The organism is Clostridium sp. RTP31139st1_H3_RTP31139_211217, assembly GCF_040227035.1.
GTDB lineage: Bacteria > Bacillota > Clostridia > Clostridiales > Clostridiaceae > Clostridium > Clostridium saudiense.
Genome location: NZ_JBCOAB010000006.1, coordinates 41,969 through 57,158 on the forward strand (window position 1 = coordinate 41,969; position 15,190 = coordinate 57,158).

Genomic DNA, 15,190 nt, shown 5'->3' on the forward strand with positions numbered 1-15,190 from the left:
TAATGCAAAAATTAGCACCAACTCTGGTGCTAATTAACTAATCTAAGTAATCTTTTAACTTCTTACTTCTAGATGGATGTCTAAGCTTTCTTAATGCTTTTGCTTCTATTTGTCTAATTCTTTCTCTTGTAACATTAAACTCTTTACCAACTTCTTCAAGTGTTCTTGCTCTTCCATCATCTAATCCAAATCTTAATCTTAATACTTTTTCTTCTCTAGGAGTTAATGTATCTAAAACGTTAATTAATTGTTCTTTAAGCATAGTAAATGCGGCTGCTTCAGCTGGTGCAGGAGCATCATCATCAGGTATAAAGTCTCCTAAGTGAGAATCTTCTTCTTCACCAATAGGTGTTTCAAGTGAAACTGGCTCTTGAGCAATCTTTTGAATTTCTCTTACCTTCTCTACTGGAAGATCCATAACTTTAGAAATTTCCTCAGGGAAAGGATCTCTACCTAATTCTTGTAATAATTGTCTTTGAACTCTTATTAACTTGTTAATAGTTTCTACCATATGAACTGGTATTCTTATTGTTCTTGCTTGATCAGCTATGGCTCTAGTAATCGCTTGTCTTATCCACCATGTAGCATAAGTAGAAAATTTAAATCCCTTTCTAAAGTCAAACTTTTCTACCGCTTTAATTAATCCAAGGTTTCCTTCTTGAATTAAGTCTAAGAATAACATTCCTCTACCAACATATCTTTTAGCTATACTAACAACAAGTCTTAGATTGGCTTCAGCAAGCTTCTTTTTAGCATACTGACTTCCTTCTTCAATTTGCTTAGCAAGCTCCATTTCTTCTTCAGATGATAATAGTGGAACTTTACCTATTTCCTTTAAATACATTCTTACTGGGTCATCAATTGCAATACCCTCTGGTACTGATAAATCAATCTCCTCTTCAATAATGTCAACATCATTGGCTACACCTTGAACTTCGATTCCCATTGATTCAAGTACCTCATAAATTTTTTCAATTTGTTCTGGACTTAAATCTATATTTTCTACCTCATCTAATATTTCTTGATATGTTAGTACCCCATTCTTTTTACCTTTGTCAAGTAAATTCTTTACGATACTCATTCTATTATTTCTATCTTGACCATCCTTAGGCTTATTCTTATTTACTTTTGTTTTTTCTTCCACTAGCTGACTACCTCCTTTCGTTATATGACCAACTACACTCTCTTACTCTCTTTCAACTTTTTTGTAATACTTGCTAATTCAATGGCTAATTTAATTGATTCTTCAATTTTACCTTGATTCTCAAGTTCTTTTTGCTCTTTTCTCAGTTGATCGATTCTTTGCTTCAATTTATACGAATGTATTTCATTAATTAAATCATCAATTTGTACTTTTATATTATCAGCAAAGAATATATTCTCTTCTTTAATCTTAACTAATTCTCCAATACTTTTTGCATTGCTTAGTCTTGATTCTATAAATGATTCTATGTTATTTATATTTTCCCCTTTTCCCAATATAATAACAGTGAAAATTTCTTTATGTTCTAGCAAAATAAAGTCGTTTTCTGATATTCTTTCCTCTATATACTGTAAATACTCTTCATTTTCAAGCATCATTTTTAATAGTGTTCTTTCTGCTTTTAAAAATCCAGGTTCTACATATAATTTTGACCTATCTTCTTCCTTATTATTCCTAAAATCATTTTCTCTATTATCTTTCATTTTAATTTTAAGGATATCATACAACGCCTGCTCTTTTATGCCAGTATTTTCAGATGCCTTTTTAATATAAACATCTTTTTCTATAGGATCCAAATCTGAAATTATATCCATTATTCTCTTTGAATATAAAATTACGGATTGACTATTTTTAAAATCAATTCCTTCTTCAGCCTTCTTAATTCTATAGTCTATTAATGGCTCCGCATTATTTATTAATTTTAAAAATGCCTCTCTTCCATTACTTCTGACATATTCATCAGGGTCTTTTCCTTGAGGGATACTTAATACCCTAACATCAAAACCTGCAGTCCTTAAAATTTCAAGACCTCTTAATGTTGCCATCTGCCCTGCTAAATCAGCATCGTAAGAAATTACAACCTTATCTGCATATCTCTTTAGTAATCTTGCTTGATTAATTGTTAAAGCAGTTCCTAAAGATGCAACGACATTAGTTATACCATATTGATGCAATGATATTAAATCCATATATCCTTCTACGATAACAAAATACCTCTCGCTCATATTATGCTTTAAAGCAAAATTTAATCCATATAAATTAGTACCTTTTTGGAAAACTAAAGTTTCAGGTGAATTTAAATACTTAGGCTTTGAATCATCTAATACTCTTCCACCAAATCCAATTACCTTACCTTGATAATCAAACACCGGGAACATAACCCTATTTCTAAACCTATCATATTTTCTACCTTTTTCTTTATTAACAGAAATAAGACCTGCTTCTTCTAATAACCCATCATTAATGCCTTTTTTTCTTAAATAGAACATTAAACTATTCCAACTATCATTGGCATATCCTAAGCCAAACTTTTTAATTGTTTCTTCTTTAATTCCCCTATTTAAAAAGTATTCTTTTGCATTTTGGTTATTCATAAGATTTGAAAAGAAGAACTTTGCTGCCTCAACATTTACTTTATATAACAACTCTTTTTTTCTATTACTTTGGCTTTGTTCTCCATTTCCTAATTTCAAAGGAATATTCGCCCTATTAGCTAAATATTTAACAGCTTCAATAAAAGGTAAATTTTTATCTTTCATCACAAAGGAAATGACATTTCCAGCTTCTCCACATCCAAAACACTTATAAATTTGCTTTTCTTGAGATACTGAGAAAGAAGGTGTTTTTTCATTATGAAAAGGGCATAGTCCCGTGAAGTTTCTACCAGCCTTCTTTAGTCTAACCCTTTCAGAAATTACATCTACAATATCATTTTGTGATTTTATTTTTTCTAAAATCTCTTCAGAAATCTGCAAGGAGATCCCTCCTTACCTAATATTTTTTCCCACTCTATACATTTCGACATATTATTATAAATTCCTTCTAACTTTTTTAATTAAATTTATTTTATTATGTCATACTCATAGAATTTTTATTGTTATTCTACCCTAATATTATTAATTCTATCTCAATTCTTAAAATCCTTTTTCTTCTACAAAATTTATTGTTCCCAATTTTTTTGTATTATACAACTTTTTTACTAATAAATTACAAACTTTGGAACATATATTTTATTAAATGTTGAAATACAATAATCATCTGTCATTCCTGCTATATAATCTGCAACGCCTCTTTTTAATCCTTCTTCATTTGCAATTTCTTTATAAAGATTAGGCAATTCTTCACTATGTTTATAAAAATAATCTATTACATGTGTCAATATAAATTTTGCTTTACCACGCTCCTCCTTTAAAACATCGGCTAAATAAATATTTTTAAACATATATCTTCTTAATTCAATCATTGCTTCCTTAACTTCATCACTTTGCTTAATATCGTATTTACCATTTTTTAAATTTTCTGTTGTTTCATTTATCATATCATTAATAAGTACATGTATTCTCTCCGAATGATTTTTCCCTAATACTTTAATAATCTCCTTAGGTAATTGTTCTTCATGTAATAATCCTGCCCTAATTGAATCATCAATATCATGATTTAAATATGCAATCTTATCACTATACTTTACTATTCGACCTTCTAATGTTTTTGCTATATTTTCTTTTTGTCCTAATCCACTATGATTAAGTATACCATCTATAACTTCTTCAGTAAGATTTAATCCTTTTCCATCTTTCTCTAGCTTTTTTACCACTCTTACACTTTGTTCATTATGCCTAAATCCACCATCTAAAAATTCATTAAGTACCTCTTCACCATTATGGGCAAAAGCAACATGTCCTAAATCATGGCCTAATGCAATTGCTTCAATAAGCATTTCATTTAATCCTATACCTGCACCTATAGTTCTTCCTATTTGTGCAACTTCTAAAGTGTGAGTAAGTCTAGTTCTATAGTGATCCCCAAAAGTTCGTATGTATACTTGTGTCTTATGCTTCAATCTTCTAAAGGATTTACAATGTATAATTCTATCCCTATCCACCATAAAACAAGTTCTAATATTATCAGCTTCTTCTTTTATCTCTCTCCCCATACTTTTATTACTATGAATAGCTTCTGGAATTAATGTCAAGTCTTCGTTATTTTCTATTCTTTCTCTTATTTCCATATAACTCACCTCAAAATAATCTATTCTATATTTTTCTCATAAATCCTCTATTTTATAATAGGTATCACATTATTATATTTTATTCTCTCTCCTAGCTATGTATATTTATATATTTTCCATAATATTATTATAATAAGAAAATTTAATAAGGAGATTTATAATGAACAATGAAAATAACGTCATTGATATTGATAATATAAGGAAAAATATACTTCCTAAATTTTTTTTAGATAATGCTGATATTACTATGATTAAATTTAAAGATACTGACAAGCAAAGAGCGGTATTTAAAATAAGCTCAAATAATAAGAATTATTGTTTAAAAAAAGTATATTATGATGAAAGGAATTTACTATTTGTTTATTCAGCAATGGAATGGTTATATAGAAATAATATCAAGGTCCCTAAATTGCTACCTTCATATGATAAGTGCAGATATATTATTTATGAAGGTATGCTTTTTATTTTAACTCCTTGGGTTGAAGGTGAAAAATGCGATTTTGATTCACTAAGTGACTTAAATTTGTCTATTGAAACTCTTGCAAAATTACATAAATGTTCTAAAGACTTCAGCCCAATTGATGGTAGTGAAAAAAGAATTGGATTAGAAGATTATTATCTTTCTGTAAATAAACACTTTAATGAACTCCTAGAAAATGCAAATTTAGCTTTTTCATATAAAGATAAATTTTCTAAAATATATTTAAAAAACTTTGATAATAACTTAGCACTTGCAAAATTATCTCTTGAAATATCTTCATCAATAAACAATAATGATTTAAGTATATCCCTATGTCATGGTGATTATGTAAATAAAAATATATTAATAAATAAATCTAATAATGATGTTTGGATTATTGACTTTGATAAATGTAAAATAGATTATTCCGCTCATGATATTTCTTATTTTTTGAGAAGATTACTTAAGCGTAACACAACTAACTGGAATTCCGCTTTAACTGTTAATATTCTTAATACTTATAGAAAGTATAATAATTTGAGCAAATCAGATTTAAAGTATATTTTAGCTTATTTAGCATTTCCTCAAAAATACTGGAAAATTTCTAGAGATTACTATAAAAACATTGATAAGTGTAATAAAAATTCATTTATTTCTTTATTGACCAAAGGGTTAAATCATTCAGAAGCGCAACTTGATTATATTAATAATATGATTGACATATATAAACGTTACTATGATATAAAATTTTAAGAATAAAAATAAAGGAGTGTTTTCACACTCCTTTATTTTTATTCTTATTTTAATTTTTAATTTCTTGGATTCTTAACTTGTGCTTGTGCAGCTGCAAGTCTTGCAACAGGCACTCTAAATGGTGAACAAGATACATAATTTAATCCAATATCATGACAGAATTCAACTGATGATGGATCTCCTCCATGTTCTCCACAAATACCTAATTTGATATTTGGTCTTGAAGCTCTACCTTTTTCAGCTGCAATCTTAACTAATTGCCCAACGCCTTTTTGATCAAGCTTAGCAAATGGATCTTGTTCATATATTTTTCTTTCATAATAATCTGATAAGAATTTAGCAGCATCATCTCTTGAGAAACCAAATGTCATTTGTGTTAAATCATTTGTTCCAAATGAGAAGAATTCAGCTTCCTTAGCTATTTCATCCGCAGTTATAGCAGCTCTTGGAATTTCAATCATTGTACCAACATGGTATTCTAATTTAACTCCCTTTTCTTTCATAACTTCCTCTGCTGTTCTAACAACTATATCCTTAACAAACTTTAATTCTTTTACTTCACCAACTAAAGGAATCATTATTTCTGGAACTATATCATATCCCTTATTGTTCTTAACTTCTATTGCAGCTTCAATAACTGCTCTAGTTTGCATTTCAGCAATTTCTGGATAAGAAACAGCTAATCTACAACCTCTATGACCCATCATAGGATTAAATTCATGTAAACTTTCTACTGTTCCCTTAAGTTCATCAAATGTTAATCCCATTGTTTTTGCAAGATCTGCAATTTCTTCATCAGTATGAGGTAAGAATTCATGTAGTGGTGGATCTAAAAATCTAATTGTAGCTGGCATTCCCTTTAATGCTTCATACATTCCAATAAAGTCTTTCTTTTGCATTGGAAGTAATTTAGCAAGTGCAGCTCTTCTTTCCTCTTCATTCTTAGCTACTATCATTTCTCTCATAGACATAATTCTATCTTCTTCAAAGAACATATGCTCTGTTCTACAAAGTCCTATACCTTCTGCTCCAAATTCAACGGCTTGCTTTGTATCTCTTGGGTTATCTGCATTAGTTCTAACTTTAAGCTTTCTAATATCATCTGCCCATCCCATAAATGTTGCAAAGTGCCCTGAAATTTCTGGAGTAACTGTTTTTATAGCTCCACCAAATACATTTCCTGTAGATCCATCTATTGAAATATAATCTTCATCAGTATAAACTTTTCCGTTAGCTTCTAAAGTTCTAGCTTCTTCATTAACTTTTAAGTCTCCACAACCTGCAACACAGCAAGTACCCATACCTCTTGCAACAACTGCTGCATGAGATGTCATACCACCTCTTACAGTTAAAATACCTTCAGCTGCAATCATACCTTCAATATCTTCTGGTGAAGTTTCAAGTCTTACTAATACTACTTTTTCTCCTTTTTCAGCTCTTTCCTTAGCTTCTTCTGCAGTAAATGCAATTTTACCGCAAGCTGCTCCTGGTGATGCTGGAAGGCCCTTAGCTATAGCATTTGCATTTTTCAATTCATTAGCATCAAAAGCTGGATGTAATAAAGAGTCTAATTGCTTAGGTTCAACTTTAAGTATTGCTTCCTCTTTAGTTAACATACCTTCTTCAACTAAATCAACTGCAATCTTTAATGCAGCTTGAGCTGTTCTCTTACCATTTCTTGTTTGTAAAAAGTATAATTTACCTTCTTCAATAGTAAATTCCATATCTTGCATATCTCTATAATGATTTTCAAGAGTATGAACTATATCCATGAATTGTTTATATATAGCTGGATTTTGTTCTTCTAATTTAGATATTGGAAGTGGTGTTCTAATACCTGCAACAACGTCTTCACCTTGTGCATTCATTAAATATTCACCATAAATTTCTTTTTCACCTGTTGCAGCATTTCTTGAGAATGCAACACCAGTACCTGAAGTTTCTCCCTTGTTACCAAAAACCATTTGTTGAACATTAACAGCAGTTCCCCATTCACCTGGAATATCATTTAATCTTCTATAAACGATGGCTCTTGGATTATCCCATGATCTAAATACAGCCGTAATAGCTTCTGTTAATTGATCTATTGGGTTTTGTGGGAAGTCTTCACCCTTTTCTTTCTTGTATAATTCCTTATACTTTACAACTAATTCTTTTAAATCATTTTCATCTAATTCAGTGTCATATTTAACACCTTTTGCTTCTTTAGCTTCATCTATTAAATTTTCAAATAGTCTCTTTTCTATTCCCATAACAACATCAGAGAACATTTGAATAAATCTTCTATATGAATCATAAGCAAATCTTGGATTATTTGTTGACTTTGCAACAGCTTCTACAGCAACGTCATTTAATCCTAAATTTAATATTGTATCCATCATACCTGGCATTGATACCCTTGCACCAGATCTTACAGAAACTAATAATGGATTAGTGTTGCTTCCAAATTCTTTTCCTGTTATTCTTTCTAGTTCTTTGATGTTTGCATGGATCTCTTCTACAATTGAATCTGTAATTTGTTTTCCATCCTCGTAATACTTGTTACAAGCTTCAGTTGTAACTATAAATCCTTGAGGAACTGGAATCCCTATTCTAGTCATTTCTGCTAAATTTGCCCCTTTACCTCCAAGAAGGTTTCTCATTGACCCGTCACCTTCACTGAAAAGATAAACATACTTTTTATTCTCCATCTCAATACTCCTCCGTTCATACAATAAATATATACTAACAAGATTATAATCTTGTAGTTACCCTTTAATTTACTTTGCCTCTCCTAGATTAACAAATAACTTAGTTATGTTAGTCTTAGAAATTTTACCCACTATTTTTAAATTAAACTTTCCATCGTCTGAATCGCAAGATTTCTCTACTATCGGTATACTATCAATTTCATGTTCTATTATTTTCTTTGCTAAAGAATAAGCACTATCATCTGGTGAACCATAAATTATATTAGGCATTCTAGTCATGATTACTCCAACTGGGACCTTATGTATATCAGTTCCCCCTATCGCAATCTTTAAGAAATCCTTTCTAGAAGCTGCACCAACCAAATTACCATTACTCTCAACAAATAGTGTTCCTACATCATGTAAAAATAAATGAACAATTGCATCATAAACCGTCGTAGCATCGTTAACGGTTACAGGCTTTGACATAATGTCTCCCACCCTTATTTTGGATATATTTTCTAATATGTCCCCGTCAACCTTTTTACCTAAATAAACATAACCTACTTTTGGTCTAGCATCTAAAGTACCAGTCATTGTAAGTATCGCTAAATCAGCTCTTAAAGCTGCTCTTGTTACGCCTAGCTTTTCAGCTATCGCTTCACTTGTAACCGGCTCACCGGCTTTAACTATTTTAATTATTTCCTCTTGTCTGTTTGTAAACTTCAATGCTACCCCTCTTTTCGACTATTAAAGGAATATTCAGACAATTAAGAATTTTTTCTATTTACAGTATAATTATAACATTTTATAATCTTTTTACTATACCTAATTTTAAGAAAATTCTTTCATTTCGTTTGAATATTCCCATTCTTTTCTAATTATCTATATTATATCTTTGTTTTTCTTCGATTTGCTATTTTTTATCATCTTCATCATCAAAATTTACGGTATAAGTAAATGTGTTACTATCATCCTCTTCTTTGGCATTACCTTTTCCATGCATTTTAATACTATCGATATTAACATCTTGCACTTTTTCTTTTACCTTATCTGCAAAATCACTTGCTTTATCTTTTGCCTCATTTACAGCTGCAGAAATATATTTGTTAACTACTTCAACACTTCCATCAGCTTTAGTTATTTCTATAGTTACTTGTGTAACTACGGCTGCAACAACTACAAATGCTAGTATAGGTGGAATAACAATAGCAATAACTCCTGCTGCTATTCCTGCATTTACTGGTACATCAACTAACTTTTTCCCATCCTTACTTACTTTAATTCTAGTAACATTCCCTTTGTTTATTAAATCTTTTAACCAAACCTTTAATTCATCTATAGTTTCAGTTTTCTTGTTATATTCCATATTTTCATTATTATTTGCATTATTTTTAGATTTTTCTTCTAAAAATATTATTGCATCTAAAACACTTCCATTAGATATTTCTAATGCTTCCTTTGCTTCACTATAGCTAACTCCAGTTCTTTCCTTTACTTTATCAACTTTTTCCAATGTAATATCCATACTCTCTCTACTCCTTTATATATTTTAACATTTCTAAACTTTTAGGCTTTCTTGAGTAATTTGAATTAATTATAAACGTTGTTACTTTTTCAATTTGTTGCTTAACCTCTTTTGTAACATTTAGTCTATATATCTTATCCATTGGTGTATTACTTAAAAATCTAAGAGCATTATATCCCGCCCTTGATATATATATTCCATGTTCTTTATTACATGTATCACAAACTCCACCAAAATATGACAAAGAAATATAATCACTTGTATTAATTGCTTTTTTACATATAGAACACTTATCAAATTGCAAACCGTATCCAGTAGCATTAAGCAATCTTAGTTCAAAAGCTCTTATTAATAATTCATACTCCATAGCATCTGTATTTAATAAATATATGCATGTGATGAAATCTCTAAATAAGTTTTTATTTACTTCTCCTTCTTGTACACAAATATCTATTAATTCACAAATATATGATGAATATGTTAATTTATCTAAATTATCTAACAATCCTTGAAATGAATTTATAATTCTTCCTTCTTGTAAATTATATAAATTTCTTCCCTTGAAAAATATATAATCTGCAAAACATAATGGTAATGTAAGTGCTAAGTTTTTACTTTTACTTTTCTTAGCACCTCTTGCTATGAATGTTATTTTCCCTAACTCTTCACAATATGCCCAAATTAGCTTATCATTTTCTTTATAATCTATCGATTTAATTATTACACCTTTAGTTTTTGTAATAGACAGAATAATCAACTCCTATCTACTTATTTTTTTTATATCCTAATTCTCTAAGTAGAAGTCCGTTATCTCTCCATTCCTTTCTTACCTTAACCCAAATCTTTAAATTAATTTTAGCACGAAGGAATCTTTCTATTTCATATCTTGAAGTTTCACCTATCTTCTTTAAACTTGCTCCGTTTTTACCTATTATTATTCCTTTATGTGAATCTTTTTCACAAATCAAGTCTACCTCAATATGATATGTACCTTTCTCGTTTTGTTTCATTTGAATAACATCAACAGCTATTCCATGAGGTACCTCATCTCTTAAGTTCTTTAAAGCTTTTTCTCTTACAATTTCAGCTACAATAAATCTTTCTTGAACATCAGTAATCATATCTTCTGGATAGTATTGTGGTCCTTCTGGCATTTTATCAACCATTAATTTTACTAATGAATCAACATTTTTCCCCTTTAGTGCTGATATTGGTATTAATTCTTCAAAATTATATTCCTTAGAAAACATTTCTAAAGTTTTTGCAACCTTATCATGTGAATTTTCATCAACCTTATTTACAACTAAGAAAACTGGTGCCTTTTGAGCTTTTAAAGCTTCTAATATAAACTTATCTCCTCTACCAATTTCTTCACATGGATTAACTAAAAACAATACTAAATCTACTTCTTTTATTGAATCTTTAGCTGAATTCACCATATATTCACCTAATTTATGTTTAGGCTTATGTATACCTGGAGTATCTACGAAAACTAACTGATAATCATCCCCAGTTAATATAGTTTGAATATTATTTCTTGTTGTTTGAGGTTTATTAGATACTATTGATAATTTTTCCCCCATTATTTCATTTAATAATGTAGATTTTCCTACATTTGGTCTTCCTACTATTGTTACAAATCCTGATTTAAACATTTTATCCTCCTAGCCTTTTAAGTCCTTCTTCGAAAAAACACCTGGAAGTATTTCTTCAAAAGTTTTCACTATATAGTCATTTTCATTCTTTATAATTATTACTGGTATCTTTTCATCTTTAGCAAATTCAGCAATGACCTGTCTGCATATTCCACACGGATAAGTATATGCTTTTATATCACCAACTACTGCTATAGCCTGAATTTCTCTATTCCCTTCATGAACACCTTTAAAAATAGCTGTTCTTTCAGCACAATTTGTTCCACCAAAAGAAGCATTTTCAATATTACTTCCATCATATATTTTTCCATCCTCAAAAAGTACAGCAGCACCTACCTTAAAATTTGAATATGGACAATAAGCTTTTTCCCTTGCTTCTAATGCACTTAAAATTAATTCTCTATATTCCATTCTTATTCCTCCATTTAAATAGTATATCATATATATTAATTTTAATATCTCATAAAAACTAAATATTTATAACTAACTTTATAATTTAAATATAGTAAATATTAATAATGTTAATAAAATTCCTAACACACCACCAACAATTACTTCAAAAACAGTATGAACTTCTGAATCAACCCTACTTTGAGCTGTAATAAATGCCATTAAATAAGCTAATATAATACAAATAGGTTTTTCAGTTATAAGCGAAATAGCTGTTGATATTGAAAATGCCAATGCACTATGCCCACTTGGCATTCCTCCTTTAAGGGGTGTACCTTCACCAAATATAGCCTTAATTATTAATACTGCTAATATAACTATTACTAACGCAATAAAAATCATATATGGCTCTGAATGTTTAATCTTATATACTACCTCATAAGAAAAATTCGATAATTTATCCCAAAACACAATATATCCTACTAACAATGCATTTATTGCTGTTACCAATACAGCTCCTGCCGCAGTGTTTTTAGCCACCTTTGCTAATGGGTGATAATAATTAGTATTTAAATCTACAGCAGCTTCTACTGCTGTATTTACAAGTTCAGCACTAATTACCATTGTAATTGTAATTGCTAATGCTAAAAATTCTGCCTTAGAAATATCAAAGAAAAAACATGCTATAAGTACTCCTATTGAAGCTACAATATGTATTTTCATATTCCTTTGTGTTCTAACAGCATCAATTACCCCATTAATTGCATGATTAAAGCTCTCTAACAACTTTTTCATCTCCATAAATTCACCCTCTTACCATATCTATCTCTTTATATTTAATTTACCTAATATCTCTTCTTCCCTAGTTCTCATTTTAGCTTTATCTTCATCATTCATGTGATCATATCCTAATAAATGAAGTATTGAATGTACTACTAAATAACAAACCTCTCTCTCAAAAGAATGATTATATTCTATACTTTGTTCTTTAGCTCTTTCTAATGATAAAACCATATCACCTAGTACTAATTCTTCTCCATCTAAATATATTTCATTAAATTTTTTATTTTTATAAACATTTTTAAATACCATATTTTCAGGATAATCTAGCATAGGAAAAGATAATACATCCGTTACTTTATCTATCCCTCTCGTTTCATTATTTATTTCTCTTATTTCATTATTATCTACAAACAAAAGTGAAATTTGATATGGGATTGTAACTTCTTCATCTTTTAATGCCACATCACACACTTCATTAATAATATTAATTAAGTCATCTGTTACCTCAATTGAATTTTGTCTATTATCAGTATATAACATACTTTCTCCCTTCCTTATACTTATCATATAATATGTGTACTATTATTGCTTGCGTTTATTCATTATACGTCTTTTATTTGAACTTCGCAACTTATATAAAAAGGGAGGTTTCCCTCCCTTTTTACTCTTTCCCCTTTTCAGTTGGATATTCTATCCTATGATGATAAATACCTTTTAAAACTCTTAAGAAACAAGCTTTAATAACTTCTAGTTCTCTAAATGTTAAATCACACTCATTTAATTGATTAGAGTTCATTTTATCCTTAACAATATTATTTACCATATCTTCAATTTTCTCTAATGTTGGTTCTTGAATTGATCTTACAGCAGCTTCAACACTGTCTGCCATCATAATAATTGCAGCTTCTTTACTTTGAGGTTTTGGTCCTGGATATCTAAAATCTTCCTCTCTTATCTCATCTGGATTCTCACTACTATTTTTTAAAGTATAATAAAAATACTTTACTAATGTAGTTCCATGGTGCTGAACAATCATATCACTTACTACCTTAGGAATATCATATTCCTTAGCTAACTCTAAACCATCCTTAACATGTGAAATTATTATTGTAGTACTTAATGTTGGTGAAATTTTATCATGAGGATTTGTACCTCCTAATTGATTTTCTCCAAAGAAAAATGGCCTTTTGATTTTTCCTACATCATGATAATAGGCTCCTACCCTAACTAACATAGGATTAGCTCCTACCTCTTCCGCTGCAACTTCAGCCAAATTAGCTACCATTACACTATGATGATATGTTCCTGGTGCTTCCATTAATAATCTCTTTAATAATGGATTATTAGGATTAGACAATTCTAATAACTTCATATTAGTAACTAAACTAAAGCTTGATTCTAAAAATGGTAATAACCCCATTGCTAGAATTCCTGAAATAAATGCTCCAAATACAGCTAATATCACATCCAATAATATTTGTTTTATATTATTAGATAAAAGTATTCCACTAGATAAAATTACAACAGCAACAGCAGCTGCTACATAAACAGTTGAATATAGTATATCATTTCTTTGACTAACTTTCTTCAATGTAGTTGACGATACTATAGTTGATACAATCCCAATCAAAATCACCTGTGGATCAAATCCAACAATAACTGCTACAAACAATAAATTTAAAGAATTTATTACAATAGAAATCTTTGAATCTAAAAATACAGTCATAAGTATAGGAGCACAAGCTATTGGTATTATAAATAATGATACAAACGTAAATACTCTTGCCGAAATTACTGATAATAAATTTAATAATAAAATTAAAAATACTAATTTTGTATCTATTAAGATTTCTTTCTTTTCTTTTTTTAGATACATATACTGCATTCCTAATACAAATAAAACAAAAAAGGCTAATATTATATAAGTATAAATATAATCTTTACTTAAATCCTCTCCTACAAGGCCTAGTTCTGCCAAAATATTTATTTGTTGCTGAGTAATCGGCTCTCCTTCTTTAACAATAGTTTGATTCTTTTTAATCATCACCTTAGAAACACTTTTTAATGCTTCTTTTACAGCTTCGTCAGTTTTAGACTGATCAAAAAAATAATTAGCTTTAATTTGACTTTCACACATTTCTCTTAAAATAACTTCAATATTTGACTCTAACTCTTGACTCGATAAATAATCATCAACAATTGTTTTTGCTTCTGCTATATCCTCGCTATTATCTTCTTCTATTTGCTTTTCATAACCCTTATCTATAGCAGTTAATGCTATCCATTGTAATTCTGTGTCCTTATCTACATTTAAATCTAGCAAAGTTTTATACTCTGCATCTGAAAGCTTAAATGCATCTATTTTTTTCAACTCACTTATCTTACTTTTTTCGTCTATATCATTACTCTTCAAATTAATTAACTTATCAAAAAAGCTTTTTATATTCTCACTTGCTTCTATTTTAATTTCATTTTTAAGTGTAAATTTTTTTTCTACCTTTGCCGTAACCTCTTGTTCCTTAGCTTTAGTAGCTTCTTCATCAATTATATCTCGTGGTGCTTTAATATCTACTGTTGCAATATCACCTTCATTTAATTTATATCTCTTTGGTGTGACAACGGTCAACATTATAAAATAAATGAAAATAGCTGTAATAGTAAATAAAAATATTCTTTTCCACTTATCCATATGCGCCTTTTTTAAAACATCACTTTTATCTTTCATTTAGTTCACCTTCTCA

General features: G+C 29.3%; 13 protein-coding genes. 1 reads left to right on the forward strand and 12 read right to left on the reverse strand.

Going from position 1 to position 15,190, the window contains the following annotated elements; all coding sequences use genetic code 11:
- Positions 1–37: 37 nt before the first annotated feature.
- The 3 genes from rpoD to ABUA17_RS04165 all read right to left on the reverse strand — a co-directional run bounded on the left by rpoD (position 38) and on the right by ABUA17_RS04165 (position 4,211).
- Positions 38–1,168, reverse strand: coding sequence for an RNA polymerase sigma factor RpoD (gene rpoD, locus ABUA17_RS04155; RefSeq protein ID WP_042396369.1), 1,131 nt, complete (start codon positions 1,166–1,168; stop codon positions 38–40).
- An 8-nt stretch (positions 1,169–1,176) separates the two neighbouring features.
- A complete protein-coding gene (gene dnaG / locus ABUA17_RS04160; protein ID WP_042396371.1) occupies positions 1,177–2,958 on the reverse strand; it encodes a DNA primase in 1,782 nt (593 codons plus the stop codon).
- Positions 2,959–3,182: 224 nt separating this feature from the next.
- Positions 3,183–4,211, reverse strand: a complete 1,029-nt coding sequence (locus ABUA17_RS04165) for a deoxyguanosinetriphosphate triphosphohydrolase (RefSeq protein WP_042396373.1) — start codon at positions 4,209–4,211, stop codon at positions 3,183–3,185.
- Between the two features lie 160 nt (positions 4,212–4,371).
- Here ABUA17_RS04165 and ABUA17_RS04170 point away from each other — a divergent pair, with 160 nt between their 5' ends.
- The gene (locus tag ABUA17_RS04170) at positions 4,372–5,424 is read left to right on the forward strand and encodes a CotS family spore coat protein (protein WP_042396375.1); all 1,053 of its coding nucleotides are present in this window, start codon (positions 4,372–4,374) and stop codon (positions 5,422–5,424) included.
- 56 nt (positions 5,425–5,480) lie between these two features.
- Here ABUA17_RS04170 and ppdK read toward each other — a convergent pair whose 3' ends face one another.
- The 9 genes from ppdK to ABUA17_RS04215 form a co-directional block, all read right to left on the reverse strand.
- The gene (gene ppdK / locus ABUA17_RS04175; protein WP_042396377.1) at positions 5,481–8,114 is read right to left on the reverse strand and encodes a pyruvate, phosphate dikinase; all 2,634 of its coding nucleotides are present in this window, start codon (positions 8,112–8,114) and stop codon (positions 5,481–5,483) included.
- A 69-nt stretch (positions 8,115–8,183) separates the two neighbouring features.
- A complete protein-coding gene (ccpN, locus tag ABUA17_RS04180) occupies positions 8,184–8,822 on the reverse strand; it encodes a transcriptional regulator CcpN (RefSeq protein ID WP_042396378.1) in 639 nt (212 codons plus the stop codon).
- Between the two features lie 187 nt (positions 8,823–9,009).
- Positions 9,010–9,621: a DUF4342 domain-containing protein gene (locus ABUA17_RS04185; protein WP_042396380.1), complete on the reverse strand. Its 612-nt coding sequence runs from the start codon at positions 9,619–9,621 to the stop codon at positions 9,010–9,012.
- A gap of 7 nt (positions 9,622–9,628) precedes the next feature.
- The gene (gene recO, locus ABUA17_RS04190; protein WP_042396381.1) at positions 9,629–10,378 is read right to left on the reverse strand and encodes a DNA repair protein RecO; all 750 of its coding nucleotides are present in this window, start codon (positions 10,376–10,378) and stop codon (positions 9,629–9,631) included.
- Positions 10,379–10,385: 7 nt separating this feature from the next.
- Complete coding sequence (gene era, locus ABUA17_RS04195) at positions 10,386–11,276, reverse strand: GTPase Era (protein ID WP_042396383.1); 891 nt, start codon at positions 11,274–11,276, stop codon at positions 10,386–10,388.
- A 9-nt stretch (positions 11,277–11,285) separates the two neighbouring features.
- Positions 11,286–11,687 carry a cytidine deaminase gene (locus ABUA17_RS04200; RefSeq protein ID WP_042396384.1) on the reverse strand — a complete coding sequence of 134 codons (402 nt, stop codon included), beginning with the start codon at positions 11,685–11,687 and terminating at the stop codon, positions 11,286–11,288.
- Positions 11,688–11,765: 78 nt separating this feature from the next.
- Positions 11,766–12,467, reverse strand: a complete 702-nt coding sequence (locus tag ABUA17_RS04205) for a diacylglycerol kinase (RefSeq protein WP_042396386.1) — start codon at positions 12,465–12,467, stop codon at positions 11,766–11,768.
- A gap of 21 nt (positions 12,468–12,488) precedes the next feature.
- A complete protein-coding gene (ybeY, locus tag ABUA17_RS04210; protein ID WP_042396387.1) occupies positions 12,489–12,989 on the reverse strand; it encodes an rRNA maturation RNase YbeY in 501 nt (166 codons plus the stop codon).
- Positions 12,990–13,110: 121 nt separating this feature from the next.
- Positions 13,111–15,174 (reverse strand): HD family phosphohydrolase, encoded by a 2,064-nt coding sequence (locus tag ABUA17_RS04215; protein ID WP_042396389.1) that lies wholly within the window; start codon positions 15,172–15,174, stop codon positions 13,111–13,113.
- Positions 15,175–15,190: the final 16 nt, after the last annotated feature.

Bases quoted from the DNA above. Each gene is read 5' to 3' on its own strand.
- ABUA17_RS04185 (WP_042396380.1), bottom strand. From the start codon at position 9,621: ATGGATATTACATTGGAAAAAGTTGATAAAGTAAAGGAAAGAACTGGA.
- ybeY (WP_042396387.1), bottom strand. From the start codon at position 12,989: ATGTTATATACTGATAATAGACAAAATTCAATTGAGGTAACAGATGAC.
- ppdK (WP_042396377.1), bottom strand. From the start codon at position 8,114: ATGGAGAATAAAAAGTATGTTTATCTTTTCAGTGAAGGTGACGGGTCA.
- ABUA17_RS04200 (WP_042396384.1), bottom strand. From the start codon at position 11,687: ATGGAATATAGAGAATTAATTTTAAGTGCATTAGAAGCAAGGGAAAAA.
- era (WP_042396383.1), bottom strand. From the start codon at position 11,276: ATGTTTAAATCAGGATTTGTAACAATAGTAGGAAGACCAAATGTAGGA.
- ABUA17_RS04165 (WP_042396373.1), bottom strand. From the start codon at position 4,211: ATGGAAATAAGAGAAAGAATAGAAAATAACGAAGACTTGACATTAATT.
- ABUA17_RS04205 (WP_042396386.1), bottom strand. From the start codon at position 12,467: ATGGAGATGAAAAAGTTGTTAGAGAGCTTTAATCATGCAATTAATGGG.
- ABUA17_RS04170 (WP_042396375.1), top strand. From the start codon at position 4,372: ATGAACAATGAAAATAACGTCATTGATATTGATAATATAAGGAAAAAT.
- ABUA17_RS04215 (WP_042396389.1), bottom strand. From the start codon at position 15,174: ATGAAAGATAAAAGTGATGTTTTAAAAAAGGCGCATATGGATAAGTGG.